Consider the following 25,417-nt stretch of genomic DNA (forward strand, 5'->3'; position numbering starts at 1 on the left):
CGCGAAGAATCTGTACTGTATACAACATGAGTTTCTCTATAATTGATTAGGAATCATACGGGAAACCTTTTGCGTATGTAAGTTAATTAATCCGATTCATTAAAGTTAGTGCGCAGATGTATCATTTGGCCCACTATAAGGAGATACTTGTTAAAAGGACTAAAGGATACTTGTTTTATAAGGATTAATGTTTTTTGAAAAAAGACTTGCGTTCCTTATCTGTACATGGTATATTCTAATTCCGGACAAGAAAACACGGTTTACACGGTGCGGCAAGCGAATGAAATAAGCTTCGAAAGAAACTTAAAAAAAGAGCTTGCAAAGTTGGTTCGGACATGATAATATATAAGAGTTGCTGAAGAGAACGAAGTTCGGTGATGAAACAAGTTTGATCTTTGAAAACTGAACAACGAGTGAGTAAACATTCTGCTTGCAGAATGAACGCGAAAGTTTGAGACAAGCCTTGGCTTGGATCGACTGGAGCACAAATGAGATTTTTAATCTCGTCAGATTCAAAATGAGCTTATCGCTCTTTTCAATACTTTATTGGAGAGTTTGATCCTGGCTCAGGACGAACGCTGGCGGCATGCCTAATACATGCAAGTCGAGCGGAGTTGATAGGAAGCTTGCTTCCTTGATACTTAGCGGCGGACGGGTGAGTAACACGTAGGCAACCTGCCCTCAAGTTTGGGACAACTACCGGAAACGGTAGCTAATACCGAATAGTTGTTTTCTTCGCCTGAAGAGAACTGGAAAGACGGAGCAATCTGTCACTTGGGGATGGGCCTGCGGCGCATTAGCTAGTTGGTGAGGTAACGGCTCACCAAGGCGACGATGCGTAGCCGACCTGAGAGGGTGATCGGCCACACTGGGACTGAGACACGGCCCAGACTCCTACGGGAGGCAGCAGTAGGGAATCTTCCGCAATGGGCGAAAGCCTGACGGAGCAATGCCGCGTGAGTGATGAAGGTTTTCGGATCGTAAAGCTCTGTTGCCAGGGAAGAACGCTTGGGAGAGTAACTGCTCTCAAGGTGACGGTACCTGAGAAGAAAGCCCCGGCTAACTACGTGCCAGCAGCCGCGGTAATACGTAGGGGGCAAGCGTTGTCCGGAATTATTGGGCGTAAAGCGCGCGCAGGCGGTCATTTAAGTCTGGTGTTTAATCCCGGGGCTCAACCCCGGATCGCACTGGAAACTGGGTGACTTGAGTGCAGAAGAGGAGAGTGGAATTCCACGTGTAGCGGTGAAATGCGTAGATATGTGGAGGAACACCAGTGGCGAAGGCGACTCTCTGGGCTGTAACTGACGCTGAGGCGCGAAAGCGTGGGGAGCAAACAGGATTAGATACCCTGGTAGTCCACGCCGTAAACGATGAGTGCTAGGTGTTAGGGGTTTCGATACCCTTGGTGCCGAAGTTAACACATTAAGCACTCCGCCTGGGGAGTACGGTCGCAAGACTGAAACTCAAAGGAATTGACGGGGACCCGCACAAGCAGTGGAGTATGTGGTTTAATTCGAAGCAACGCGAAGAACCTTACCAGGTCTTGACATCCCTCTGATCGATGCAGAGATGTATCTTTCCTTCGGGACAGAGGAGACAGGTGGTGCATGGTTGTCGTCAGCTCGTGTCGTGAGATGTTGGGTTAAGTCCCGCAACGAGCGCAACCCTTATATTTAGTTGCCAGCATTTCGGATGGGCACTCTAGATAGACTGCCGGTGACAAACCGGAGGAAGGTGGGGATGACGTCAAATCATCATGCCCCTTATGACCTGGGCTACACACGTACTACAATGGCCGGTACAACGGGCTGCGAAATCGCGAGATGGAGCCAATCCCAACAAAGCCGGTCTCAGTTCGGATTGCAGGCTGCAACTCGCCTGCATGAAGTCGGAATTGCTAGTAATCGCGGATCAGCATGCCGCGGTGAATACGTTCCCGGGTCTTGTACACACCGCCCGTCACACCACGAGAGTTTATAACACCCGAAGTCGGTGGGGTAACCGCAAGGAGCCAGCCGCCGAAGGTGGGATAGATGATTGGGGTGAAGTCGTAACAAGGTAGCCGTATCGGAAGGTGCGGCTGGATCACCTCCTTTCTATGGAGAATCGTTTCCCGAGTGGAAACATTCAAATATGCAGCTTAGCTGCAAAACACTCACTCGTTGTTCGGTTTTGAGAGCTCAAACTCTCAAACAGCTTGCTTTTGCATGTAGCTTGTTCTTTGAAAACTAGATATCGAAACGAAACAAACGCGAATTAGAACATTCCTTTAAGCTGATCTTGTGTAAACAAGTGAAGTGTTTTTATAAGGTAGATTGCACGTACGATGGTATCGAATGGGAGCGACTTTTGGCTTTGCGCAAGCAAAACAAGGGAAGCGAGCAGTCGAAACCGGAGCACGAGGTTAAGCTACTAAGAGCACACGGAGGATGCCTAGGCGCTAGGAGCCGATGAAGGACGTGGCGAACAACGAAACTGCCTCGGGGAGCTGTAAGCAAGCTTTGATCCGGGGGTGTCCGAATGGGGAAACCCAGCTGGGGTAATTTCCAGTTACTCATAACTGAATACATAGGTTATGCAGAGGCATACCAGGGGAACTGAAACATCTAAGTACCCTGAGGAAGAGAAAACAATAGTGATTCCGTCAGTAGCGGCGAGCGAACGCGGAGAAGCCCAAACCAAAGAGCTTGCTCTTTGGGGTTGTGGGACGTCTCACATGGAGTTACAAAGGAACCGGTTAAGCGAAGAGGTCTGGAAAGGCCCGCCAAAGAAGGTAAAAGCCCTGTAGTTGAAAGTCTGTTCCCTCCGAGACGGATCCCGAGTAGTGCGGGGCACGTGAAACCCCGTATGAATCCGGCAGGACCATCTGCCAAGGCTAAATACTTCCTAGCGACCGATAGTGAAGCAGTACCGTGAGGGAAAGGTGAAAAGCACCCCGGAAGGGGAGTGAAATAGAACCTGAAACCGTGTGCTTACAAAAAGTCAGAGCCCGTTTTAGGGGTGATGGCGTGCCTTTTGTAGAATGAACCGGCGAGTTACGTTCCCGTGCAAGGTTAAGGTGAAGAGCCGGAGCCGCAGCGAAAGCGAGTCTGAATAGGGCGACTGAGTACGTGGACGTAGACCCGAAACCGGGTGATCTACCCCTGTCCAGGGTGAAGGTGCGGTAACACGCACTGGAGGCCCGAACCCACGCATGTTGAAAAATGCGGGGATGAGGTGGGGGTAGCGGAGAAATTCCAATCGAACTCGGAGATAGCTGGTTCTCCCCGAAATAGCTTTAGGGCTAGCCTCGGAAAACAGAGTCGTGGAGGTAGAGCACTGATTGGGTGCGGGGCCCGCAAGGGTTACCAAGCTCAGTCAAACTCCGAATGCCATAGACTTACTTCCGGGAGTCAGACAGTGAGTGCTAAGATCCATTGTCAAAAGGGAAACAGCCCAGACCATCAGCTAAGGTCCCCAAGTGTGTGTTAAGTGGAAAAGGATGTGGAGTTGCACAGACAACCAGGATGTTGGCTTAGAAGCAGCCACCATTGAAAGAGTGCGTAATAGCTCACTGGTCGAGTGACTCTGCGCCGAAAATGTAACGGGGCTAAACACACCACCGAAGCTATGGCTTGATGCTTTGCATCAGGGGTAGGGGAGCGTTGTATAAGGGTTGAAGGTGTACCGTAAGGAGCGCTGGACATTATACAAGTGAGAATGCCGGTATGAGTAACGAAAAGATCAGTGAGAATCTGATCCGCCGAAAGCCTAAGGGTTCCTGAGGAAGGCTCGTCCGCTCAGGGTAAGTCGGGACCTAAGGCGAGGCCGAAAGGCGTAGTCGAAGGACAACAGGTCGAAATTCCTGTACCACCGTAAGCCGTTATGAGCAATGGGGGGACGCAGTAGGGTAGTGACGCGGACTGATGGATGTCCGTCTAAGCAGTGAGGCTGATGTGTAGGCAAATCCGCACATCATTAAGGCTAAGCTGTGATGGGGAGCGAAAATTGTAGTAGCGAAGGTCATGATCTCACACTGCCAAGAAAAGCCTCTAGCCAGGTGATGGTGCCCGTACCGCAAACCGACACAGGTAGGCGAGAAGAGTATTCTAAGGCGCGCGGAAGAACTCTCGTTAAGGAACTCGGCAAAATGACCCCGTAACTTCGGGAGAAGGGGTGCCCCGGTAGTGTGAATAGCACGAGGGGGCCGCAGTGAAAAGGCCCAAGCGACTGTTTAGCAAAAACACAGGTCTGTGCGAAGCCGTAAGGCGAAGTATACGGGCTGACGCCTGCCCGGTGCTGGAAGGTTAAGGGGAGTGGTTAGGAGCAATCCGAAGCTGTGAACCGAAGCCCCAGTAAACGGCGGCCGTAACTATAACGGTCCTAAGGTAGCGAAATTCCTTGTCAGGTAAATTCTGACCCGCACGAATGGCGTAACGACTTGGGCGCTGTCTCAACGAGAGATCCGGTGAAATTTTAATACCTGTGAAGATGCAGGTTACCCGCGACAAGACGGAAAGACCCCATGGAGCTTTACTGCAGCTTGATATTGAATTTGGGTACGATCTGTACAGGATAGGTGGGAGCCTTTGAAGCATGAGCGCCAGCTTGTGTGGAGGCAACGTTGGGATACCACCCTGATCGTATCTAGGTTCTAACCTGGTACCGTAATCCGGTACGGGGACAGTGTCAGGTGGGCAGTTTGACTGGGGCGGTCGCCTCCTAAAGAGTAACGGAGGCGCCCAAAGGTTCCCTCAGAATGGTTGGAAATCATTCGAAGAGTGCAAAGGCATAAGGGAGCTTGACTGCGAGACCTACAAGTCGAGCAGGGACGAAAGTCGGGCTTAGTGATCCGGTGGTACCGCATGGAAGGGCCATCGCTCAACGGATAAAAGCTACCCTGGGGATAACAGGCTTATCTCCCCCAAGAGTCCACATCGACGGGGAGGTTTGGCACCTCGATGTCGGCTCATCGCATCCTGGGGCTGAAGTAGGTCCCAAGGGTTGGGCTGTTCGCCCATTAAAGCGGTACGCGAGCTGGGTTCAGAACGTCGTGAGACAGTTCGGTCCCTATCTGTCGTGGGCGTAGGAAATTTGAGAGGAGCTGTCCTTAGTACGAGAGGACCGGGATGGACGTACCGCTGGTGTACCAGTTGTTCCGCCAGGAGCACCGCTGGGTAGCTATGTACGGACGGGATAAACGCTGAAAGCATCTAAGCGTGAAGCCCCCCTCAAGATGAGATTTCCCAGTATGTAAGACCCCTTGAAGACGACGAGGTAGATAGGCTGGGGGTGGAAGTGCAGCAATGCATGGAGCTGACCAGTACTAATCGGTCGAGGGCTTATCCAATTAGCAAGTGATAATTCGCATGTTTCGTTTCGAATCTAGTTTTCAGAGAACAACAACTCTGAAATGTAAGCTACGCGTTTGGTGGCGATAGCGGAGGGGTTCCACACGTACCCATCCCGAACACGACCGTTAAGCCCTCTAGCGCCGATGGTACTTGGACCGCAGGGTCCTGGGAGAGTAGGACGCCGCCAAGCAATATAAAGACACACTTGATGATATCGAGTGTGTCTTTTTTTATCCTAAATGCTTATATAAACCTTATAACAGCCCGGGTTATTCACCAGGCTGTTTTTTTATTTCAATATTTTAAGAGTATGTTAATTAACTTTAAATTGTTCATTTCTATATCATCCATTTAATGAATAAGCACTTGTTTAAAATTTCATTTGGTTGCAAGCTTCCCCAAGGATTGCAAGGGAGTTCTGCAATGCATGGTGGGTTTCCGAATCAATGATGACTCCTTCTTTGTTCATTTTCAATGTAATATGAGGAATGGTTAAGCAGCCATCCTGTAGAACGTGTGCATTAATCATATTTAGTGTCAGCAATAGGGAAGCATGAGCTTTGTCACCTCCCATGGGGCTTGGGGAAGCAGCGATCACAATGGTGGGTTTATTGAGCCAATCTCCAGAAGATACAATCCAATCTAATGCATTTTTTAAGGCTCCAGGAACTCCATTTCCATACTCTGGCGTGCAGATAAGAACTCCATCCGAATGCTCCAATCGCTCTCTCCAATTCTGCACGGACACTGGGCCCTCTTCGACATCGAGGTCAGGGTTAAAATGCGGTAGATCATTTAATCCATCGTATACTTCAAACTTAAGATTAGGAGTAGTCAGTTTAATCATGGCGTGCATTAATAGCGTATTGGAGGACGGATTGCGCAGACTTCCGGAAATGGCAAGGATATTTAATTCTTTCTTCATGGGATATATCATCTCTATTCTTTAGTGATGTAGGGCAATCTGCTTATTTTCCTCCTGTTGCAATGAGCTGTCTATAGAAAACGCATTGAATTAAGATATTCTTCATGTTAATCAGGAGATATCCACCATTCTTCATCAAAAATGCACGCGATAGTTTGTATTACTCTGGGTAATAGGATGAAGAGATCACTTACAATTAACAACTGACGAAAGGATCATCATAAATATTTTTAAAAAAATTAGTACCAAGTACTAAGACTTAGTGCTATAATAATAAAAAAACAAATGAGGTGACTACCGGTATGAATCATCAATCAAAGGCAACCATCACGGCAATGGGGACGTATGTACCGGATCGAATATTAACGAATGCTGATCTGGAGAAGTTGGTCGAGACAAGTGACGAATGGATTGTGCAACGTACAGGTATGAGAGAACGGCGAATTGCAGCTGAAGATCAGTTTGTATCTGACCTGGCTACCAAGGCTGTGGAAGATATGATACGCCGTTACCAAGTAAGTGTAGAAGATGTGGATATGATCCTTGTGGCTACAAGTACACCTGAATATGCTTTCCCAAGTACGGCATCCAGGGTACAGGCTAACCTTAAGATCCCACACACTGGAGTGCTGGATTTGAATGCTGCATGTGCAGGTTTTACCTATGGGTTGCAGTTAGCCGACAGTCTAGTGACCAGTGGGATGTACCGTAAAGTGCTGGTTATTGGAGCAGAGACATTATCTAAAATTACGGATTACACAGACCGCACGACTTGTGTACTGTTTGGTGACGGGGCAGGAGCTTTCTTGGTGGAGAGATCAGCAGCTGCAGAAGGTGACTTTATGGCAGCCATATCAGGTACGCATGGAGATGGCGGTGTACATCTCTATAAGAGTGGTTTGTCTTCAGAGATGAATGGTGTGCCTTTACAGGGCGAAGGTTGTTTAGTTCAGAATGGCCGAGAGATCTATAAGTGGGCTGTACGAACGATTCCAGAGCAGTTGGGTAAACTTATAGCAAAAGCTGAATTGAGACCTGACCAGATTGACTGGTTTGTCCCACACAGTGCCAACATGAGAATGATTGAGGCTGTTTGCGAACGTGGACCGGTACCCTTGGAACGTACTTTAACCAGTGTCGAGTATCGTGGGAACACATCTGCCGCTTCCATTCCGCTGGCGCTGCAGATTGCAGTGGATGAAGGGAAGTTGAAAGAAGGACAGAGCGTGGCTCTCTTTGGATTTGGCGGTGGTCTGACGTACGCAGGTCTGGTGCTGAAATGGGGCGTGCCGGACAAGATTCAGGAATGAGTAACATACGACTGTATGCAACGCAAAAATAAATAGAGAATATAAAACAGACCACCCAAACTTCATGCAGTCATGAAGAGGGTGGTCTCTTTAGTGGGTTAACTCGTTTCAAAAAAGTGAAATGATTGCATCTATTTTTTGTGTTAACCGGAATTGCTTAATCCCATAAATATTTTACGGCGTAAGCTTAGGAGCTTGGCGGTGATGAGTTCCTTGTTCGTAGCTATAAGCTAGCTTGATCAAGGTTCCTTCATCAAAGGCACGACCCAGGAATTCCATACCTACTGGCAATCCATCGGTTGTGAAACCGGCAGGTACAGTGATCGCCGGGAAGCCGGAGAAAGGACTCAATCGGTTGTTACCACCGGAGTTTTGTCCTTCGCCAATAACACCAGCGGCTTGTGTGGACGTAGGATAGATGATGGCATCCAGGTTGTTGTCTGCCATAACTTTCAGCAGGGACTCACGTGTAACTTGGGTGCGTTTCAGGACGATGTCCTTGTATTCGGTAGTCTCCAACGTTTGGCGTGCATCCCGAGTCTTCATGGATTGCTCCTGAGATTTGTCGAACTCTCCGGAAGCGATGATCTCGGACAGACTGTGATATGGAGCGTCTGCACCCAATGAGTCCAGATAGTCATTCAACTGGAACTTGAATTCATATCCGCTGAGACTTGGATATTTATTGATCTCAGTCAAGTTCGGGATGGAAATGGGAACTGCGGTAGCGCCCAGTGTCTTCAGTTCTTCCACAGCGGTGTTGATCACGTCAGCAACGGCTTTTTCTTCAGCTTTGGTACTTGGGATGAGTTCTGTGGCCACACCGATGCGTGCACCTTTCAGTCCGTTTACATCTAAGAAGTCTGTATAGCTGGAAGGGATTTTTCCAACCGCGTAAGCTGTAGCTACATCCTTTTTATCATAGCCGGCTGTAGCATCCAACATGATTGCAGCGTCACTAACTGTACGAGCCATTGGTCCACCTACATCCTGTGTCAAAGCCAATGGGATAATGCCTTCACGGCTGGACAGTCCGATGGTTGGACGGATACCTACAAGGCTGTTGAAGCTGGATGGGATTCGGATCGAACCACCAGTGTCTGTACCCATGCCGGCTGCTGCAAAGTTAGATGCAATGGCAGCACCTGTTCCACCACTTGAGCCACCTGGATAGTGGTCCAGAGCATAAGGATTCAGTGTTTGTCCACCCAATGAGCTGGATGTCGTGATGCCAAATGCGAATTCATGCAGGTTCGTTTTGCCCAAAATAATGGCGCCAGCTGCTTTGAGTTTCTTCACTTGTTCAGCATCGTGAGCAGGGACGGAGTCTTTCAGACAGATACAGCCTGCGGTTGTAGGCATGTCATTGGTATCGAAGTTATCTTTGACCAGAATCGGAACGCCATGCAGAGGCCCGCGAGCACCTTGAGCTGCACGTTCCTCATCCAGTTGCTCCGCAATTTTGAGTGCATCCGGGTTCAGAGTTAATACGGCATTGATGCTTACACCTTGATCATCGTATTTTTCAATGCGGTCCAGATATTTCTGAACTAGCTCTTTTGATGTCAGTTTTCCTTGCGTCATTGCGGCTTGGAGATCCATGATGGTTGCTTCCTCCAGCACAAACGGTTTTATGTAGTTATAAATGCGATCTTTCAATATGGAGAGGTCATTCTCCGTAAGTACAGCGTTTGGAAGGAAGAGGGATTCCGTATAACCTTTCATCAACCCCGCAGTGTTCAATGCACCAACAGCACCTGCGAAAGTGGCTTTATCCGGGACATCCTTGAATGATTCGGAAGTCGAATCAAGTTCGAGCCATTGTTGCAAGGCGACCGCAGCATCTTTACGTTGAACGGTTGTGCCAGACAGCTTGTCCATGGTGAAAGGAACACCTGCAAGTGTAGCCGCTTCTTCCATAGCCTGAACAAATGCTGCCGGAGTAGCAGGCGCTTTGCCTTTGGATACCGCAGCAACTGTTGTTTTACTCGTAGGCGTTGCCGTTGCAGCTGATGCCGAAGGCACCGTTCCTCCCCATGTTGTGGCAACAACAGCTCCCGCCAATAACAAAGCCCCACTTTTTTTCAATACAGATCCATGATAAGTCATGCATCCACGCTCCCTTCCTGTGTCTCATTGATGTGTTTTAGCAGCGATTCTGTTTCTATGCTTTTGACACATTGTATAGTCATGTTAGGTAAACTTACAATGTTTATATTTATCCAAAAAAACGTATACATCAATGCTGTACAGTGCTAATACTTATTGATGCTTCTAATTCCGTGTACTCAGGAAAACTATCATTCTCCTTTGTGTAATGAAATATAACATACATACGACATTACGATTGAACATGTGGTTACATGATGTGCATTCATTAAAAAAGAGACATGACAGAGCATACCTTTACCGTGAAATGATATAATGAAAAGATAGGAATCGAAGAGACATAAGGCATTACAGAGAGGAAGAGATATGAAGTGAAGACATTGGTACTCGCAGAAAAACCATCTGTAGCACGCGAAATAGCCAGAGTCATGGGTGCGCGTGATAAACATAAAAGTTATATGGAAGGCCCGAAATATATCGTTACCTGGGCGCTTGGACATCTGGTTGGATTAGCTGAACCGGAGGATTACGACAAGAAGTATGCGACATGGAATCTGGAGGACCTACCCATTCTGCCAGAGCGTACGAAACTGAAGGTGCTTAAAGAGACCAACCATCAATATAAAGCAGTACAGCAGCTGATGAAACGTCAGGATGTGGGGGAGCTTGTCATTGCGACGGATGCGGCACGTGAGGGAGAATTGCTGGCCCGTTGGATCATGCAGATGGCGGGGTGGAAAAAACCTTTCAAACGCCTGTGGATATCATCCCAGACAGATAAGGCGATTAAAGACGGATTCGAATCGCTGAAGCCAGGAAGTCAGTTCGACCGTCTCTATGAATCTGCGCGTTGCCGGGCGGAAGCTGACTGGATGATCGGACTTAACGTGACCCGTGCATTAACCGTTCGTTTCAATGCGCAGTTGTCTGCTGGACGTGTACAAACCCCGACCTTGGGCATGATTATGGACAGGGAAAACGAAATTAACGGTTTCCGCTCGCAGGAGTATGAGACGTTAACGGCAGATTTGGGAGATTTTCAGGCTGTGTGGCGGGCAACTGGGGGAGATTCGCGAATCTTTGACCCTCAGGAAACGCAGGAATTGAAGAAACGGGTAGACGGCCGTAAGGGTACGATTGCCCAAGTGAAGAAAAGCGAGAAGGTTGAGCCGCATCCACTGGCATATGATCTGACGGAACTACAACGGGATGCCAACCGGAAGTATGGTTTCTCTGCAAAGCAAACATCAAATGTCCTGCAACGTCTGTATGAACAGCACAAGCTTGTGACGTATCCGCGTACGGACAGTCGATACCTCACTTCGGATATGACAGCTACGTTGAAAGAACGGCTGGATAGTGTAGCCATTGGACCTTATGCGTCTTTGGCACGTCCTTTGCTGCGCAAAAATCTGAATATCACCAAACGTATTGTGGATGACAGCAAAGTTACGGATCACCATGCGATTATTCCAACGGAGCAGACGGTACTTTTGAATCAATTGAATCCAGAGGAACGCAAACTGTACGATCTGATCGTACGTCGTTTTATCAGCCTATTCTATCCGGCAGCGAAGTACGATTCGGTTGCGATCACGGTTCAGGTGGGGAATGACTCCTTCCATGTTAAAGGTACAACGGTGAAAGAAAGTGGATGGCGTGAAGTATACGGCGGCGATTACAGCGATGATGACGATGACCGTACTGATGATGCAGCAGACCATGAGCGTGCGCTTTTGCCAGATGTGCAGCAAGGACAGTCCGTGACGGTTCAGCGTTGTCATATTAAAAGTGGACGAACGATGCCGCCCAAACGGTATACCGAAGCTGCTTTGCTTTCCCAGATGGAAAAGCATGGACTGGGCACTCCGGCTACACGTGCGGATATTATCGAGAAACTGGTCAGTTCCGATACAATAGATCGTCAAGGCAACAGCATGCATCCAACCGGTAAAGGAAAGCAGTTGATTGAACTGGCTGCCCCGCAGCTTCGTTCACCGGATCTGACCGCCCGCTGGGAAGCTGAACTGGAGCGGATTGCCCGTGGGCAAGGGAAACCGGGACCATTCCTGGATAGTATCCGTTCCATGGCGAAAGAGCTGGTGTCTACGGTAAAAGGCAGCAAAGCAGAGTACAAGCCGCATAATGTGACCAATAGCCATTGCCCGGACTGTAATGCACGACTGCTGGAGAAGAAGGGCAAGCGCGGCAAGTTTCTCGTATGTCCTACTGAGGACTGCGGGTATCGTCGTTCGGCAGAGAAAAGATTGTCCAATCGTCGTTGTGCGCAGTGTCACAAAAAGATGGAAATCAAAGAAGGCAAGGCGGGGTTATACGTGCAATGTCTGCCTTGTGGTATTACAGAAACATTGGATAAGGACAAACAGCATGTGAACAAACGCGATCAGCAAAAACTGGTGAAACAGTATGCGAAGCAAGAGTCGATTGGCTCCAATCTGGGCGATCTGCTGAAGGCGGCTATGGAGAAAAAAGGGGAGTAACACGCTTGAGGTAGTTGAGATCTTACCTCGTGCGGTACGAGCCATGCGAACGGTGTGCTCATTTACTCCAAAGGGACTGATTATAACTTTTGTCTACTCATCTATGTGAAGTCGTATAAGATCCTCCGTTTTCAGGCAACGTAAGCCAAGGAGGTGATACCTATATGCCGCATAACAAACCAGAGAAAATCCATAACCAGCAAAACAAAGACAGTATTCGGGAAGAGAGTATCGCTGTGCGTCCGGACAAAGCTGCCAAAAGAGCGCCAAGTCTGAACGGTATTCCCAAACAGGAGTCCTAGAGTCAGAGCGAGGTTAGCGTTCTTACACAAACTTGCGGTTCCCTACCCGGTGCGTTGAACATGTCTCTGATGAGGATTATAATGGAGGCAGGGAGATGTCCCGGGACAGGGGGATCGCTAGAATTATATGCAAACCGGACTTATATTGTGGTTTCTATTTATTAATGTAGTTGGTTATCTGGTGATGTCAGATGATAAGAGGCGTGCACAGCAACGTCGTGATCGTACACCTGAACGGACGTTATTCTTGCTTGCTTTTATTGGCGGTGCTTTGGGAGTCTGGATCGCGATGTATCGGAAAAGGCATAAAACCAAACATCCCAGCTTCACGATTGGCATTCCGTTGTTGTTGTTCTTGAATGCGGTAATATATGGTTACTTTATTCAATGAACACATGGAACGCGTACGTAACCATTCCTTCTGTCTTTTTAATTGTAGGATTGGAGATATCGAACTAGGCTTACGCTGAAGTGAAGGTGTATCGTTAATTTGTCTGATATGTAAATTCATTCGTATAAATGGTTCATAGTGGCTCCGGAACGTTTAAGGAGTTATATGGTTGTGTTAGTTTATTGGATGTCAGACCGAAGCTTGCTTCGCGTGCTCTACATATAAAGGAAGGGACGGGATTCACATGTTATTTTCCAAAATATTAGTAGCTTATGATGGTTCCAAAGCTTCAAATAAAGCACTCGATCGTGCGATTGAGCTAGCTAAAGTGTCCCCGGATGCTGTATTGGATGTTATTCATGCTTTTGATTTCCCGCGTGTATTCATTGGTGAGGGGTTGGCTCCACTGCCACCTTCACTTAATAATGACTATTACAATCTGGCGGTGCAGACAACGGATGAAGCGAAAGAGCGAATCCAGGCTGCTGGTGTAACGGCCAACGTGGACTTGATTCAAGGAGCGGCTGCGGAAGTGCTGCTTGATTTTGCCAAAGAAAATGATTCTGATATCATTATTATTGGTAGCCGCGGACTGGGCGGAATTCGGGAATTTGTCCTGGGTAGTGTCAGTCACAATGTGGTGCAGCATGCTCAGGTTCCAGTACTGATCGTAAAATAATGGATGAAGTGTGTACACACGAAAGAGCAGGAAGCCGGTTGTCTTCGAGAGATTGAAGAGGAGCCGGCTTTCTTTTATGGGATGAAATGGATGACTAAGCGAATTTAATGAAGCAATTCCCGAACATTATATTTGTCAATATGTTAAATGTTCGTCTTTAAGTTGACATTAGCTGTAGGGGATTGTTAGAATGTTAGATGTGTCGATCAGGTAAGAATAAGGTCGAGTAGGAACGAATTGTGTAATAAGATATTACAAAACGAATGAAGATGGTTTGAATAGATATTTGCTCGTATAACGCCGGGAATAGGGCCCGGAAGTATCTACCCGGGAACCGTAAATTTCCGGACTACGAGGAGATACGGCTGAGAGTCGCATGCAACCAGATGCGGACAGCAAGCCCCCTTTTGGCATGCCCAAATGAGGGAGACGTATTTCTTGGAGTCCGGTGTCCGAAGAAAATGTGATGTTTTCGAGGGTAGCGGATTTTTTCATTTCAAACGTTAAAAGAATTCATTAATACCAGATGTAATCAAAAAAGCTCAGACGGGAGTTGGATGTATTCATGTCACTGCAAGTCGCTGTAATTATGGGCAGCAAGTCGGATTGGGAAACGATGAAGCATGCGTGCGAGGTTCTGGATGAACTGGAGATTGGTTATGAGAAAAAGGTTGTCTCAGCCCATCGTACACCGGATTTGATGTTCGAATACGCAGAGCAGGCAATTGATCGAGGATTCAAGGTGATCATTGCAGGCGCAGGCGGGGCGGCACATCTACCCGGTATGGTTGCAGCCAAAACGATGCTTCCGGTCATTGGTGTTCCGGTTCAATCCAAAGCATTGAACGGTCTCGATTCCTTGTTGTCCATTGTTCAGATGCCTGGTGGTATTCCCGTCGCAACTGTGGCGATTGGCAAGGCAGGGGCAACCAATGCAGGATTGCTGGCAGCTCAGATGATCGGTGCTTTTGACCCGGATGTCCAACGTCGCTCTGAAGCTCGAAGAGAGCGCATCAAACAAGAAGTACTCGAAAGCAGTGAAGAACTATGAGTAGCACAGGGAACCAATCCGGTATAGCAGGAGAGCTGAAAAAAATCCTGCTGCCCGGGAAAACAACCATCGGCATTCTTGGAGGCGGACAGCTCGGACGCATGATGACGCTCGCAGGAACGGCAATGGGGTATCGATTTGTTACTCTTGATCCAGCTCCGGATGCGCCTTGTGGTCAAGTTGCTCGTCAGATTGAAGCAGGATATGACGATGCCAAAGCTGCACTTGAACTGGCTCGACAATGCGATGTCATTACGTATGAGTTCGAAAATGTAGATGCAGAAGTCGCTGCGTTGCTCGAACGGGAGTCCTACGTTCCACAAGGAAGTGCGTTATTGTACACCACACAACATCGATTGCGTGAAAAACGGGCGATTGAAGCTGCTGGAGTAAGAGTCGCGCCTTATCGTGAGATCACAAGTGCGGATACGATGCTTGCTGCTGTAAGCGAACTTGGAGTGCCCTGCGTACTGAAGACGGTGACTGGAGGCTACGATGGCAAAGGTCAACGGGTGATCCGGGAAGCAAGTCAGGCTGTTGCGGCATACGAAGAACTTGCAGCTACTGGTGCGGAACTGGTGTTGGAACAATTCATCAAGTTTGAATGCGAAATATCGGTCGTTGTAGCGCGTAGTACAAATGGGGAGATCAAGACGTTCCCGCCAGCGGAGAACATTCATGTGAATAACATTTTGCATGCGTCAATCGTACCGGCTAGAGTTGCTACAGACATCCAGATTGAAGCTCAAAAGCTGGCAGCAGCGGTGGCAGAATCGATGAAGGCTGTTGGGTTGCTTGCTGTGGAACTGTTTGTAGCGGCAGATGGAAGACTGTACGTCAACGAACTGGCACCAAGACCACATAATTCTGGTCACTATACGATGGAAGCTTGTGCGACTTCTCAGTTCGAACAACATATTCGTGCCATCTGCGGATTACCACTAGGGGACACTTCGTTATTGAGTCCTGTCGTCATGGTCAATGTGCTTGGAGAACATTTGGAAGGCATTATCGCCAGAACAGGGCAACCTGATGCAGAAGCGATTGAACTCGGTGTGATTCCCAAGCTTCACATATATGGTAAAACTGAAGCGAAAACTGGACGTAAGATGGGGCATGTGAATCTGCTCTGTCAGGATGTTGAAGAAGGATTGCAATGGATTGAACAAACTAATCTCTGGAGGAATACAAATTCATGATTGAACGTTATAGCAGACCCGAAATGAGAGCCATCTGGACGGAAGAGAACAAATTCCAATCATGGCTGGAAGTTGAAATTTGTGCATGTGAGGCGTGGGCTGAACTGGGTGTTATCCCTAAGGATGAAGCAGCACTGCTTCGTCAGAACGCATCTTTTGATATCGACCGCATCTATGAGATCGAACAAGAAACACGTCATGATGTTATCGCATTTACACGTACGGTATCTGAAAGTCTGGGTGCGGAGCGGAAATGGGTGCACTACGGACTGACTTCCACAGATGTCGTGGATACGGCCCTGGGATATGTACTGCGTCAAGCGAATGAGATTCTGGAAAAAGATATCGTGAATTTCATTGAAATTCTTCGTGAAAAAGCACTGGCATATCAGCACACACCAATGATGGGGCGTACGCACGGGGTACATGCAGAGCCAACAACATTTGGACTGAAAATGGCGTTGTGGCATGAAGAGATGAAACGGAACCTGGAGCGTTTCCGTCATGCAGCAGACAATGTACAATACGGCAAAATCTCAGGCGCAGTAGGAACGTACGCGAACATCGATCCGTTTGTCGAAGAGTTTGTCTGCGAGAAGTTGGGCACGAAACCTGCGCCGATCTCGACTCAAACATTGCAACGTGACCGTCATGCGGAATATATGGCTACACTGGCGTTGATCGCAACGTCTCTGGACAAGTTTGCTACAGAGGTACGTGCACTGCAGAAGAGTGAGTTCCGTGAAGTGGAAGAAGCTTTTGCTAAAGGTCAAAAAGGATCTTCTGCGATGCCGCACAAGCGTAACCCGATCGGTAGTGAAAACATCTCCGGTCTGTCCCGCGTCATTCGCGGACATATGGTATCGGCATACGAGAACGTAACGCTCTGGCACGAGCGCGACATCTCACATTCTTCCGTAGAACGTATCATTCTGCCAGATGCAACGATGCTGCTGAACTACATGCTGAACCGTTTTGGCAACATCGTGAAGAACCTGACGGTATTCCCTGAGAACATGAAACGCAACATGGAGCGTACCTACGGTGTACCATTCTCCGGTCGCATTATGACGAAGCTGATCGACAAAGGCTTCAGCCGCGAGCAAGCGTACGATACCGTTCAACCACGTGCGATGCAAGCATGGGAAGAGCAACGTCAGTTCCAGGATATCGTGAAATCCACACCGGAAATCACGGAAGTGCTGAACGAAGAAGAAATCGCAGATGCATTCAACCCGTCATGGCACCTGAAGCACGTTGACACGATCTTCAAAAAGCTCGGCTTGAACGATTAATATATAACTCCCATAAGGCTACAGCGCAGAATGATGGACTAGCAGGGAACGCAGAGGACAGAAATAAGCTGAAGAAGCGAAGCGGTCGCCTTTATCCCCGGATTTTCACTTTGAAAAAGTGGAATCAAAAAATCTGGGGATAACAGCGATTGGAAGATTGTTCTGTCATCGGAGTGGAGTCCGCACCATCAGGATTCTGACCTTAGCCTTACATCTCCTGAAAGAAGGTGAGCCCATGGCACTGTCCACTGCGGCAGTTCTCGTTAAAGCACCTCTGTTATATAAAGGAAAAGTACGTGAATTGTACGATCTGGGTGAACATTTTCTAATCGTGGTAACTGACCGAATCTCGGCATTCGATTACGTGCTGGACCCGGCAGTTCCCGAGAAAGGAAACGTACTGAATAAACTCAGCAGTTTCTGGTTTGAACTGACAGGAGACATGATGGAGAACCACGTCGTTCATACTGATGTAAATCAACTGGGTGATATCATCACAGACCCTGAATTGCTCAAAGACCGCATCATGGTAACTCGCAAAGCGGAACGCATTGATATTGAGTGTGTCGTACGTGGATACATCACTGGTGGTGGATGGAGACAATATGAGACAAGCGGTGAAGTGAATGGGATTAAGCTGCCTGATGGACTTCGCAAGAACGCTAAGCTCGAAGTTCCCATTTTCACCCCAGCAGCCAAAAACGATGTTGGTCATGATGAAGATATCCCAATGGATCGCATGAAAGAACTGGTGGGAGACGCACTCGCAGTTGAGCTTCAGGAAAAAAGCCTGCGACTGTACGAATTCGCCCGTGATTACTGTGATCAGCGTGGCATCATTCTGGCAGACTGCAAATTCGAGTTCGGCATCGTTGATGGCAAGGTCATTCTGATTGACGAAATCTTCACTCCAGACGCTTCACGCTTCTGGGCCAAAGAGAATTATGAACTCGACATCGAGATCGACAGCATGGATAAAGAGCCAGTGCGCACCTATCTCGCCGGAACCGATTGGGACAAGAACAGCAAACCCGATCCACTCCCACAAGAGGTAGTAGAGACAACAACCGCAAGATACGTCGATATTTATAACCGTTTAACGAAATAATAAAGTTTAACGTTTGAGCGAGAGCTGCGGGAAAGTTTGGCTTTCGATCGCTGTTGCCCCCGGAATGTTTTGATTGGAATCCTTTTTTCAAAGGAAACATTCCGGTTGCAAAGGCGAGCACTTCGTTTCTCTAGCTCAAATCTTTCCCTCCGCCAGTGTTCAAACTGGTGGGTGAGGCAATTAAGAGCGGTGGCTTCCCACAGGTAGGAGAAGCCTGAAGAGATTGCAAGATTCAAATTCATTGATTCATAAAGTAACTTAAAGACCATTCGCCATTCACTGTTTTGAAGAATGGTCAGGCTAGACCATTACACACCGTGCAACGTAAAAGGTTTAGGCCTTTAAAAAAACGTCGCATGGACTAGCGGAGGGGCGGAATTGTTCTTAAAGGAGCGATAGCGTTCGCCTTTGTCCCCGGGTTTTGACCGCACAGCGGTTCAAAATAATCAAAAAACCTGGGGACAACAAGCGACCGGAAGAACAATCCGCCCCGGAGCAAGCGCCCCAAGTCACTTTTTTAACAGCGTAAAGCATTTATCCCGTTCATTACTGAGGAGGAACATAAGGATCATGATCAAAGCAACCGTATATGTCACTATTAAGCAAAGCGTACTCGACCCGCAAGGCGTAGCTGTACAAGGAGCCCTGCACTCCATGGGATTCAATGAAGTGGAAAGTGTACGGATCGGTAAAGTCATGGAACTGAACCTGGATACAACAGATCGTGTGGAAGCGGAGAAACGTTTGAAAGTCATGTGTGAAAAGCTGCTGGCCAACACCGTTGTTGAAGATTACCGCTACGAATTGGAGGGTTAATCTCATGAAATTTGCAGTTCTTGTGTTCCCTGGCTCCAACTGCGACATCGACTGTTACAAGGCAGTGGAAGATGCGATTGGGCAAGAGGTTGATTATGTATGGCACACGGCTACAGATCTATCGGCTTATGATTGTATTTTAGTTCCGGGTGGTTTCTCTTATGGTGACTACCTGCGCTGCGGAGCGATTTCCCGCTTTGCACCGGTAATGAACGAGGTAGCGAAAGCTGCTGAACAAGGTAAATATATCCTGGGTATTTGCAACGGATTCCAGATCCTGACCGAAGCTGGATTGCTTCCAGGTGCATTGATCCGCAACACTTCCCTGAAATTCCGTTGTCACGATACAGTATTGAAAGTGGCGAATGCAGATACACCATTTACACGTGACTATGCACCCGGCGAAGAGATTATCATCCCGATTGCTCATGGCGAAGGCAACTATTATTGCGACGAGGAGACACTTGCGAGTCTGCAAGCGAACAACCAGATCGTATTTACGTATGGCAACAACCCGAACGGTTCCCTGGGTGATATCGCGGGAGTCTGTAATGAGGCTGGAAACGTGGTCGGCATGATGCCGCATCCAGAGCGTGCAGTGGATTCACTGTTTGGTTCGGAAGACGGCAAACGTATGTTTACATCTATTTTGAAAGCATGGAGGGATCGGCATGACGCAGCAGTTATCCGCTAAGGAACCGACAGCAGAACAGGTCGCAGAACATAAACTTTACGCACAAATGGGCGTATCTGACAGCGAGTATGCGCTGATCTGTGAGTTCATGGGGCGCAAGCCAAACTACACGGAAATTGGTGTGTTCAGTGTAATGTGGTCCGAGCACTGTGCTTATAAAAACTCCAAGCCATTACTGCGCCGTTTCCCAACCACTGGACCACGTGTCCTGATGGGACCTGGTGAAGGTGCCGGTATCGTGGATATCGGTGATAACCAGGCCGTTGTATTCAAAATTGAAAGCCATAACCATCCTTCCGCGGTTGAGCCTTATCAAGGTGCGGCAACAGGTGTGGGCGGCATTATCCGTGATATTTTCTCCATGGGTGCAAGACCAGTAGCAATACTGAACTCCCTTCGTTTTGGCAAGTTGGAGAGTGATCGCGTTAAATATTTGTTCGAACATGTGGTAGCGGGTATTGCTGGATACGGTAACTGTATCGGTATTCCTACTGTTGGTGGCGAAGTGATGTTTGATGAGAGCTATGAAGGCAATCCGCTGGTTAACGCCATGTGTGTGGGTCTGATTGATCATGACAAGATTCAGCGCGGTGTAGCTAAAGGTGTAGGTAACCCGGTTTACTATGTGGGCCCGCCAACAGGCCGGGATGGTATTCATGGAGCAACCTTTGCATCGGTTGAACTGACGGAAGAATCCGAGTCCCAACGGACAGCGGTTCAGGTTGGCGATCCATTTATGGAGAAACTGGTAATGGAATCCTGTCTGGAATTGATCGACACGGGCATCGTGCTCGGAATTCAGGATATGGGTGCTGCGGGTCTGACATGTTCGAGTGCAGAGATGGCAAGTAAAGCGGGTAACGGTCTGGAATTGTATCTGGATCAGGTGCCACAGCGTGAAGAAGGCATGACGCCTTACGAGATGATGTTGTCTGAGTCCCAAGAACGTATGTTGTTCGTCGTTGAGCCGAAGGATGAGGCGCAGGCGATGGAAATCTTTGAACGTTGGGGCGTAATCTGTGCCAAAGTCGGTAAAGTAACGGATGACGGTCGTTTGAAATTGATCCACCACGGCGAAGTGGTCGGAGATATGCCTGTAACGGCTTTGGTTGACGAATGTCCAGTGTATGACAAACCATCTTCTGTACCTGCCTACTACGAGCAAAGTGCTTCCATCGACACGCTTCGTTACGACGAAGTGTCGGATCTCGGCGGAGCATTGAAACAAGTACTGGCTTCACCAACAGTAGCAAGTAAAAAGTGGGTGTATGACCAATACGACTACATGGTGCGTACAAGCACTGCCGTTCGTCCAGGTTCGGATGCAGCCGTAGTCACGATTCGTGGAACACGCAAAGGCCTCGCAATGACAACGGACTGTAATGGACGTTATGTGTATCTTGATCCTGAAGTTGGTGGACGGATTGCTGTAAGTGAAGCAGCGCGTAACATTGTATGTTCTGGTGCAGAGCCGCTGGCAATTACGGACAACCTGAACTTCGGTAACCCGGAGAAGCCGGATATTTTCTGGCAAATGGAGAAAGCGGTAGACGGTATGGCGGAAGCTTGCCGTGTGCTGGATACGCCGGTTATCGGTGGTAACGTAAGTCTGTATAACGAAAACGCCAAAGGCTCCATCTATCCAACGCCAGTTGTCGGTATGGTAGGTCTTGTTCATGATACGGATCATATCACGACACAATCATTCAAATCCGAAGGTGATGTTATCATCCTCCTCGGTGAAACGAAAGCTGAGCTGGGTGGCAGCGAGCTGCAATACGCGGTTCATGGTCAGACGGAAGGTCGTCCACCAGAACTGAACTTGCAAACGGAAAAAGCGCTGCTCAGCACGGTGCTGGAAGCGATCCAATCCGGACTCGTTCGCTCTGCACATGACTTGTCTGAAGGCGGCTTGGCTGTTGCACTCGCAGAGTCTTGTATCAGCGGTAACGTAGGAGCACAGGTGAATGTGGAGACTGCACTGCGTGCAGATCACGCCCTGTTCAGCGAGAGCCAATCCCGTATCTTGTTGTCGGCTACGCCTGAGCAAGCGGGTAAACTTGAAGCATTTGTACGTGAGCGCGGTGTGCCTGTAGCTGTGATTGGACGTGTAGAAGGAAGTAACCTGACGATTGAATTGAACGGAACATCAGCCGTGAGCGAACCTGTAGGAGGTTTAGCTCAGGTCTGGGAGGATGCGATTCCATGTCTCATGAACTGACGACAGGACCGTTGTGGACAGGCGATTATTATAATGAAGGGTCCGGCAAGGAAGGACTCGACAAATTGAAGGAAGAATGCGGCGTGTTCGGGGTGTTCAGACACCCTGACGCGGCTTCGCTCTCCTATTATGGCCTGCATGCGCTGCAACATCGGGGCGAAGAAAGTGCAGGCATGTGTGTGAGTGATGGCAGCCAGTTTAATTATCATCGCGGCATGGGTCTGGTGAAGGAAGTGTTCACCAAAGACCTGATGCAGACGTTGACCGGGGATATCTCCATTGGGCATGTCCGGTATTCAACGAGTGGTGATAGTAAACTGACGAACGCACAGCCATTGGTATTCAAATACCGTGATGGTGATCTGGCAGTAGCGACTAACGGAAACATTGTGAATGCACCAACGATCCGGCGTGAGCTGGAGCAGAGCGGTTCCATTTTCCAAACAACAAGTGATACCGAGGTTATTGCGCATCTAATTGCACGATCCTCCAAAGGGCTTGTGGAAGCGGCAAAAGAGGCATTCCAGCGCATTGTGGGTGGTTATGCATTTCTGATCATGACCAACGACAAGTTGCTGGTTGCTTCCGATCCCCATGGTCTGCGTCCATTGACGATGGGCAAACTGGGAGATGCGTATCTGTTTGCATCCGAGACCTGTGCACTGGAAACGATCGGCGCAGAGTTGATTCGTGATATCGAACCGGGTGAACTGCTTGTGCTGGATGCAGATGGTCTGCACGAGGATCGTTTTGATCATCACAAACACCGCAAGGCATTATGCGCGATGGAATATATATATTTTGCTCGTCCGGATAGTGATATGAATGGTACGAACCAGCATGCGGCCCGTAAACGGATGGGAAGCCGGATGGCGATTGAGTCGTTTGTGGATGCGGACCTGGTTACAGGTGTACCGGACTCCAGCATCTCGGCAGCAATTGGATACGCTGAACAGACAGGTATTCCGTATGAGATGGGTATGATCAAGAATAAATACACCGGACGTACGTTTATCCAGCCAAGCCAAGAATTGCGGGAGCAGGGCGTGAAGATGAAGCTGAGCGCTGTGCGTCGCGTTGTGGAAGGCAAACGTGTGGTCATGATTGACGACTCCATCGTACGGGGAACAACCTCCCGTCGGATCGTGAACATGCTGCGTGATGCAGGAGCTACCGAGGTTCATGTGCGCATTACATCACCACCTTTCAAAAACCCGTGTTTCTACGGTATTGATACGCCTGACAGCCGTGAATTAATTGCTTCACAGTTGTCGGTGGAAGAAATTTGCCGTGAAATTAATGCGGACTCCCTGGAGTTCCTCAGTCCCGATGGACTGATTGCATCGATTCAGGGAGATAATCAGGATGATCCTAAAGGCGGACTATGTCTCGCATGTTTTGATCATGATTACCCAACCCGCCTCGATTTTGACGGCGAAGAAAAATTCGGCTGCAGCTGTTAGCCTTATAGCCCCGCCTTGCGGAGCAACAGGGGCCAGGCAGCCAGGCGAAGCAGCTGCCCAGCGGGCTTGCCCCGCAGCGTAGCTGAGCGGGGTTCGCCGACCGATGGCTTGCAGGCAACGGAATCGGCGAACAATCCCGCGAGATCACGCACGAATCAACCATAGCAAGATCACACCAGCCACCTCTGCACCGCTTTTTTGGCGGGTGTCCAGAGGGCCTGCCAAGGTCCTATGGGGTCCTCCCGGGCGGGAGGATTTAGGTGGGGCGAAAAAAAAGGAGATGATTCCACTTGTCTGAAGCATATAAAAAGGCCGGCGTCGATATCGCGGCAGGTAATGAAGCGGTTGAACGGATGAAAAAACACGTGAAGCGTACCTTCCGTCCGGAAGTGATGACGGATCTGGGTGGATTCGGTGCCCTGTTCGGTTTGAACAAAGATAAATACGATGAGCCGGTGCTTGTATCCGGTACAGACGGCGTAGGCACCAAGCTGAAAATTGCATTTGCCATGGACCGTCACGATACCATCGGAATCGACGCGGTAGCGATGTGTGTGAATGACATTGTGGTACAGGGTGCAGAACCACTCTTCTTCCTTGACTATCTGGCATGTGACAAAGTCATTCCTGAGAAAATCGAAGCTATTGTTTCGGGCATCGCTGAAGGTTGTCATCAGTCTGGCTGTGCGCTGATCGGTGGCGAAACGGCGGAGATGCCGGGCATGTACAGTGAAGGCGAATACGATATTGCCGGATTCACGGTGGGCATCGTGGACAAATCGAAGATCATCAATGGTACAACCATCGCCCCTGGCGATACAGTGATTGGACTTGCGTCCAGCGGTGTGCATAGTAACGGATTCTCGCTGGTACGCAGACTTTTGTTGGAAGATGCGGGACTTGATCTGCATGATGAAGTAGCGGAACTTGGCGGTAAGCTGGGTGATTCCCTGCTGGAACCTACGAAGATTTATGTTAAACCTCTGTTATCTTTGCTGGAAAAGGTAAAAGTAAAAGGCATGGCTCACATTACAGGTGGCGGTTTCATCGAGAATATCCCACGTATGTTGCCGAGCAACGTGAATGTGGATATTGACTACGGCTCTTGGCCGATCCTGCCGATCTTCAACCTGTTACAGGAAAAGGGTGCTGTCTCGAACCGCGACATGTTCACCACATTTAACATGGGTGTGGGGCTTGTACTGGTCGTTAATGAAGCAGATGCAACGGAAGCGCTACAACAACTGAAAGCATCTGGTGAAGAAGCGTACATCATTGGCCGTGTTACTGAAGGAGATGCGCGAGTAACCTTCACGGGAGCGGATGTTTAATGGCGAACTACCGCATAGCTGTATTTGCCTCGGGTGAAGGGTCTAACTTTCAGTCATTGGTCGATGCAGTACGAAACGGTGGGCTGGATGCATCCGTAGATCTGCTCGTATGTGATAAACCGTCTGCACGCGTTGTGCAGCGGGCACAGGACGCAGGCGTGGACTGTCACCTGTTTACTCCGAAAAATTATGCTTCACGTGAAGCCTATGAGGCAGAGATCGTGGAAGTTCTTGAATCCAAAAAGATCGACTTGGTCGTTCTTGCGGGATATATGAGATTGCTGACTTCCGTTATGGTAGATCGTTACGCAGGACGGTTGATTAACATTCATCCGTCCTTGCTACCGGCATTTGCAGGTAAGGATGCGATTGGACAGGCATTGGAATATGGTGTGAAAGTTACGGGCGTGACGGTGCACTTTGTGGACGGAGGAATGGATACCGGACCGATTATTGCACAGCATCCCGTTCCTATTTTGCCAGGGGATACTGCTGAATCAATCAGCCGTTCCATACATGCTGCCGAACAGCAGCTTTACCCTGAAGTGGTATCCTGGTTCGCTCAAGGTCTGGTTCAGTTAGAAGGACGTCATGTTACTGTTAACAAACCGGTTTGATATAAGTTGAATTTTTTTACACATTAACGGAGAGGACAGAAAAAACCTGAAAAAGCGAAGCTAAAAGCTTTC

Annotated in this window: 17 protein-coding genes, 3 rRNA genes and 1 riboswitch; of the genes, 18 read left to right on the forward strand and 2 right to left on the reverse strand. The window is 48.7% G+C overall.

Translation table 11 applies throughout. From position 1 onward, the window contains the following. Positions 1–543: 543 nt before the first annotated feature. From MHI06_RS03600 to rrf, 3 genes are all read left to right on the forward strand, one after another. Positions 544–2,096, forward strand: a 16S ribosomal RNA gene (locus MHI06_RS03600). A gap of 306 nt (positions 2,097–2,402) precedes the next feature. Continuing rightward, positions 2,403–5,329 (forward strand): 23S ribosomal RNA (locus MHI06_RS03605). 77 nt (positions 5,330–5,406) lie between these two features. Continuing rightward, positions 5,407–5,523 (forward strand): 5S ribosomal RNA (rrf, locus tag MHI06_RS03610). Together the 16S, 23S and 5S rRNA genes form the textbook arrangement of a ribosomal RNA operon. A 180-nt stretch (positions 5,524–5,703) precedes the next feature. Here rrf and MHI06_RS03615 read toward each other — a convergent pair. Next, positions 5,704–6,258, reverse strand: a complete 555-nt coding sequence (locus tag MHI06_RS03615; protein WP_340400463.1) for an NADPH-dependent FMN reductase — start codon at positions 6,256–6,258, stop codon at positions 5,704–5,706. A gap of 302 nt (positions 6,259–6,560) precedes the next feature. On the opposite strand from MHI06_RS03615, the gene MHI06_RS03620 reads away from it, so the two are divergent. After that, complete coding sequence (locus MHI06_RS03620; RefSeq protein ID WP_340400464.1) at positions 6,561–7,568, forward strand: ketoacyl-ACP synthase III; 1,008 nt, start codon at positions 6,561–6,563, stop codon at positions 7,566–7,568. 174 nt (positions 7,569–7,742) lie between these two features. Here MHI06_RS03620 and MHI06_RS03625 read toward each other — a convergent pair whose 3' ends face one another. Continuing rightward, the gene (locus tag MHI06_RS03625) at positions 7,743–9,677 is read right to left on the reverse strand and encodes an amidase family protein (RefSeq protein ID WP_340400465.1); all 1,935 of its coding nucleotides are present in this window, start codon (positions 9,675–9,677) and stop codon (positions 7,743–7,745) included. 371 nt (positions 9,678–10,048) lie between these two features. Between MHI06_RS03625 and MHI06_RS03630 the strand changes: the two genes are divergently transcribed. The 14 genes from MHI06_RS03630 (at position 10,049) to purN (ending at position 25,345) form a co-directional block, all read left to right on the forward strand. Continuing rightward, complete coding sequence (locus MHI06_RS03630) at positions 10,049–12,178, forward strand: DNA topoisomerase III (RefSeq protein ID WP_340400466.1); 2,130 nt, start codon at positions 10,049–10,051, stop codon at positions 12,176–12,178. 164 nt (positions 12,179–12,342) lie between these two features. Beyond that, the gene (locus MHI06_RS03635) at positions 12,343–12,480 is read left to right on the forward strand and encodes a hypothetical protein (protein ID WP_017690703.1); all 138 of its coding nucleotides are present in this window, start codon (positions 12,343–12,345) and stop codon (positions 12,478–12,480) included. Positions 12,481–12,607: 127 nt separating this feature from the next. After that, a complete protein-coding gene (locus MHI06_RS03640) occupies positions 12,608–12,871 on the forward strand; it encodes a DUF1294 domain-containing protein (RefSeq protein ID WP_017690702.1) in 264 nt (87 codons plus the stop codon). Positions 12,872–13,115: 244 nt separating this feature from the next. Beyond that, entirely contained in the window at positions 13,116–13,550 is a 435-nt protein-coding gene (locus tag MHI06_RS03645) for a universal stress protein (RefSeq protein ID WP_062836206.1), read from the forward strand. Between the two features lie 270 nt (positions 13,551–13,820). Then, a riboswitch (purine riboswitch) is annotated at positions 13,821–13,922 on the forward strand. A gap of 193 nt (positions 13,923–14,115) precedes the next feature. After that, a complete protein-coding gene (gene purE, locus MHI06_RS03650; RefSeq protein WP_017690699.1) occupies positions 14,116–14,601 on the forward strand; it encodes a 5-(carboxyamino)imidazole ribonucleotide mutase in 486 nt (161 codons plus the stop codon). Next, positions 14,598–15,800 (forward strand): 5-(carboxyamino)imidazole ribonucleotide synthase, encoded by a 1,203-nt coding sequence (gene purK, locus MHI06_RS03655; protein ID WP_340400467.1) that lies wholly within the window; start codon positions 14,598–14,600, stop codon positions 15,798–15,800. Before purE ends, purK begins: the two co-directional genes overlap by 4 nt. Beyond that, positions 15,797–17,095: an adenylosuccinate lyase gene (gene purB, locus MHI06_RS03660; protein ID WP_340400468.1), complete on the forward strand. Its 1,299-nt coding sequence runs from the start codon at positions 15,797–15,799 to the stop codon at positions 17,093–17,095. Before purK ends, purB begins: the two co-directional genes overlap by 4 nt. A 235-nt stretch (positions 17,096–17,330) precedes the next feature. After that, positions 17,331–18,203, forward strand: coding sequence for a phosphoribosylaminoimidazolesuccinocarboxamide synthase (locus MHI06_RS03665; protein ID WP_340400469.1), 873 nt, complete (start codon positions 17,331–17,333; stop codon positions 18,201–18,203). Between the two features lie 570 nt (positions 18,204–18,773). Continuing rightward, a complete protein-coding gene (gene purS, locus MHI06_RS03670; RefSeq protein WP_090923368.1) occupies positions 18,774–19,019 on the forward strand; it encodes a phosphoribosylformylglycinamidine synthase subunit PurS in 246 nt (81 codons plus the stop codon). Positions 19,020–19,023: 4 nt separating this feature from the next. Next, complete coding sequence (purQ, locus tag MHI06_RS03675) at positions 19,024–19,713, forward strand: phosphoribosylformylglycinamidine synthase subunit PurQ (protein ID WP_169482943.1); 690 nt, start codon at positions 19,024–19,026, stop codon at positions 19,711–19,713. Further along, a complete protein-coding gene (gene purL, locus MHI06_RS03680) occupies positions 19,691–21,934 on the forward strand; it encodes a phosphoribosylformylglycinamidine synthase subunit PurL (RefSeq protein WP_340400470.1) in 2,244 nt (747 codons plus the stop codon). Before purQ ends, purL begins: the two co-directional genes overlap by 23 nt. Next, on the forward strand, positions 21,919–23,397 hold the full coding sequence (purF, locus tag MHI06_RS03685) for an amidophosphoribosyltransferase (RefSeq protein ID WP_340400471.1): 1,479 nt from the start codon (positions 21,919–21,921) through the stop codon (positions 23,395–23,397). Before purL ends, purF begins: the two co-directional genes overlap by 16 nt. A 290-nt stretch (positions 23,398–23,687) precedes the next feature. Then, positions 23,688–24,728 (forward strand): phosphoribosylformylglycinamidine cyclo-ligase, encoded by a 1,041-nt coding sequence (gene purM / locus MHI06_RS03690; RefSeq protein WP_340400472.1) that lies wholly within the window; start codon positions 23,688–23,690, stop codon positions 24,726–24,728. Beyond that, complete coding sequence (gene purN / locus MHI06_RS03695) at positions 24,728–25,345, forward strand: phosphoribosylglycinamide formyltransferase (protein WP_340400473.1); 618 nt, start codon at positions 24,728–24,730, stop codon at positions 25,343–25,345. Before purM ends, purN begins: the two co-directional genes overlap by 1 nt. The last annotated feature ends 72 nt before the right edge of the window (positions 25,346–25,417 follow it).

Origin of the sequence: Paenibacillus sp. FSL H8-0079, assembly GCF_037991315.1 — a bacterium.
Classification (GTDB): Bacteria; Bacillota; Bacilli; order Paenibacillales; family Paenibacillaceae; genus Paenibacillus.

Coding starts and splice junctions, on each gene's coding strand:
- MHI06_RS03620 (WP_340400464.1), top strand. CDS start 6,561: ATGAATCATCAATCAAAGGCAACCATCACGGCAATGGGGACGTATGTA.
- purB (WP_340400468.1), top strand. CDS start 15,797: ATGATTGAACGTTATAGCAGACCCGAAATGAGAGCCATCTGGACGGAA.
- purE (WP_017690699.1), top strand. CDS start 14,116: ATGTCACTGCAAGTCGCTGTAATTATGGGCAGCAAGTCGGATTGGGAA.
- MHI06_RS03640 (WP_017690702.1), top strand. CDS start 12,608: ATGCAAACCGGACTTATATTGTGGTTTCTATTTATTAATGTAGTTGGT.
- purK (WP_340400467.1), top strand. CDS start 14,598: ATGAGTAGCACAGGGAACCAATCCGGTATAGCAGGAGAGCTGAAAAAA.
- MHI06_RS03645 (WP_062836206.1), top strand. CDS start 13,116: ATGTTATTTTCCAAAATATTAGTAGCTTATGATGGTTCCAAAGCTTCA.
- purS (WP_090923368.1), top strand. CDS start 18,774: ATGATCAAAGCAACCGTATATGTCACTATTAAGCAAAGCGTACTCGAC.
- MHI06_RS03615 (WP_340400463.1), bottom strand. CDS start 6,258: ATGAAGAAAGAATTAAATATCCTTGCCATTTCCGGAAGTCTGCGCAAT.
- purF (WP_340400471.1), top strand. CDS start 21,919: ATGTCTCATGAACTGACGACAGGACCGTTGTGGACAGGCGATTATTAT.
- purL (WP_340400470.1), top strand. CDS start 19,691: ATGACGCAGCAGTTATCCGCTAAGGAACCGACAGCAGAACAGGTCGCA.
- purQ (WP_169482943.1), top strand. CDS start 19,024: ATGAAATTTGCAGTTCTTGTGTTCCCTGGCTCCAACTGCGACATCGAC.
- purN (WP_340400473.1), top strand. CDS start 24,728: ATGGCGAACTACCGCATAGCTGTATTTGCCTCGGGTGAAGGGTCTAAC.
- MHI06_RS03665 (WP_340400469.1), top strand. CDS start 17,331: ATGGCACTGTCCACTGCGGCAGTTCTCGTTAAAGCACCTCTGTTATAT.
- MHI06_RS03625 (WP_340400465.1), bottom strand. CDS start 9,677: ATGACTTATCATGGATCTGTATTGAAAAAAAGTGGGGCTTTGTTATTG.
- MHI06_RS03635 (WP_017690703.1), top strand. CDS start 12,343: ATGCCGCATAACAAACCAGAGAAAATCCATAACCAGCAAAACAAAGAC.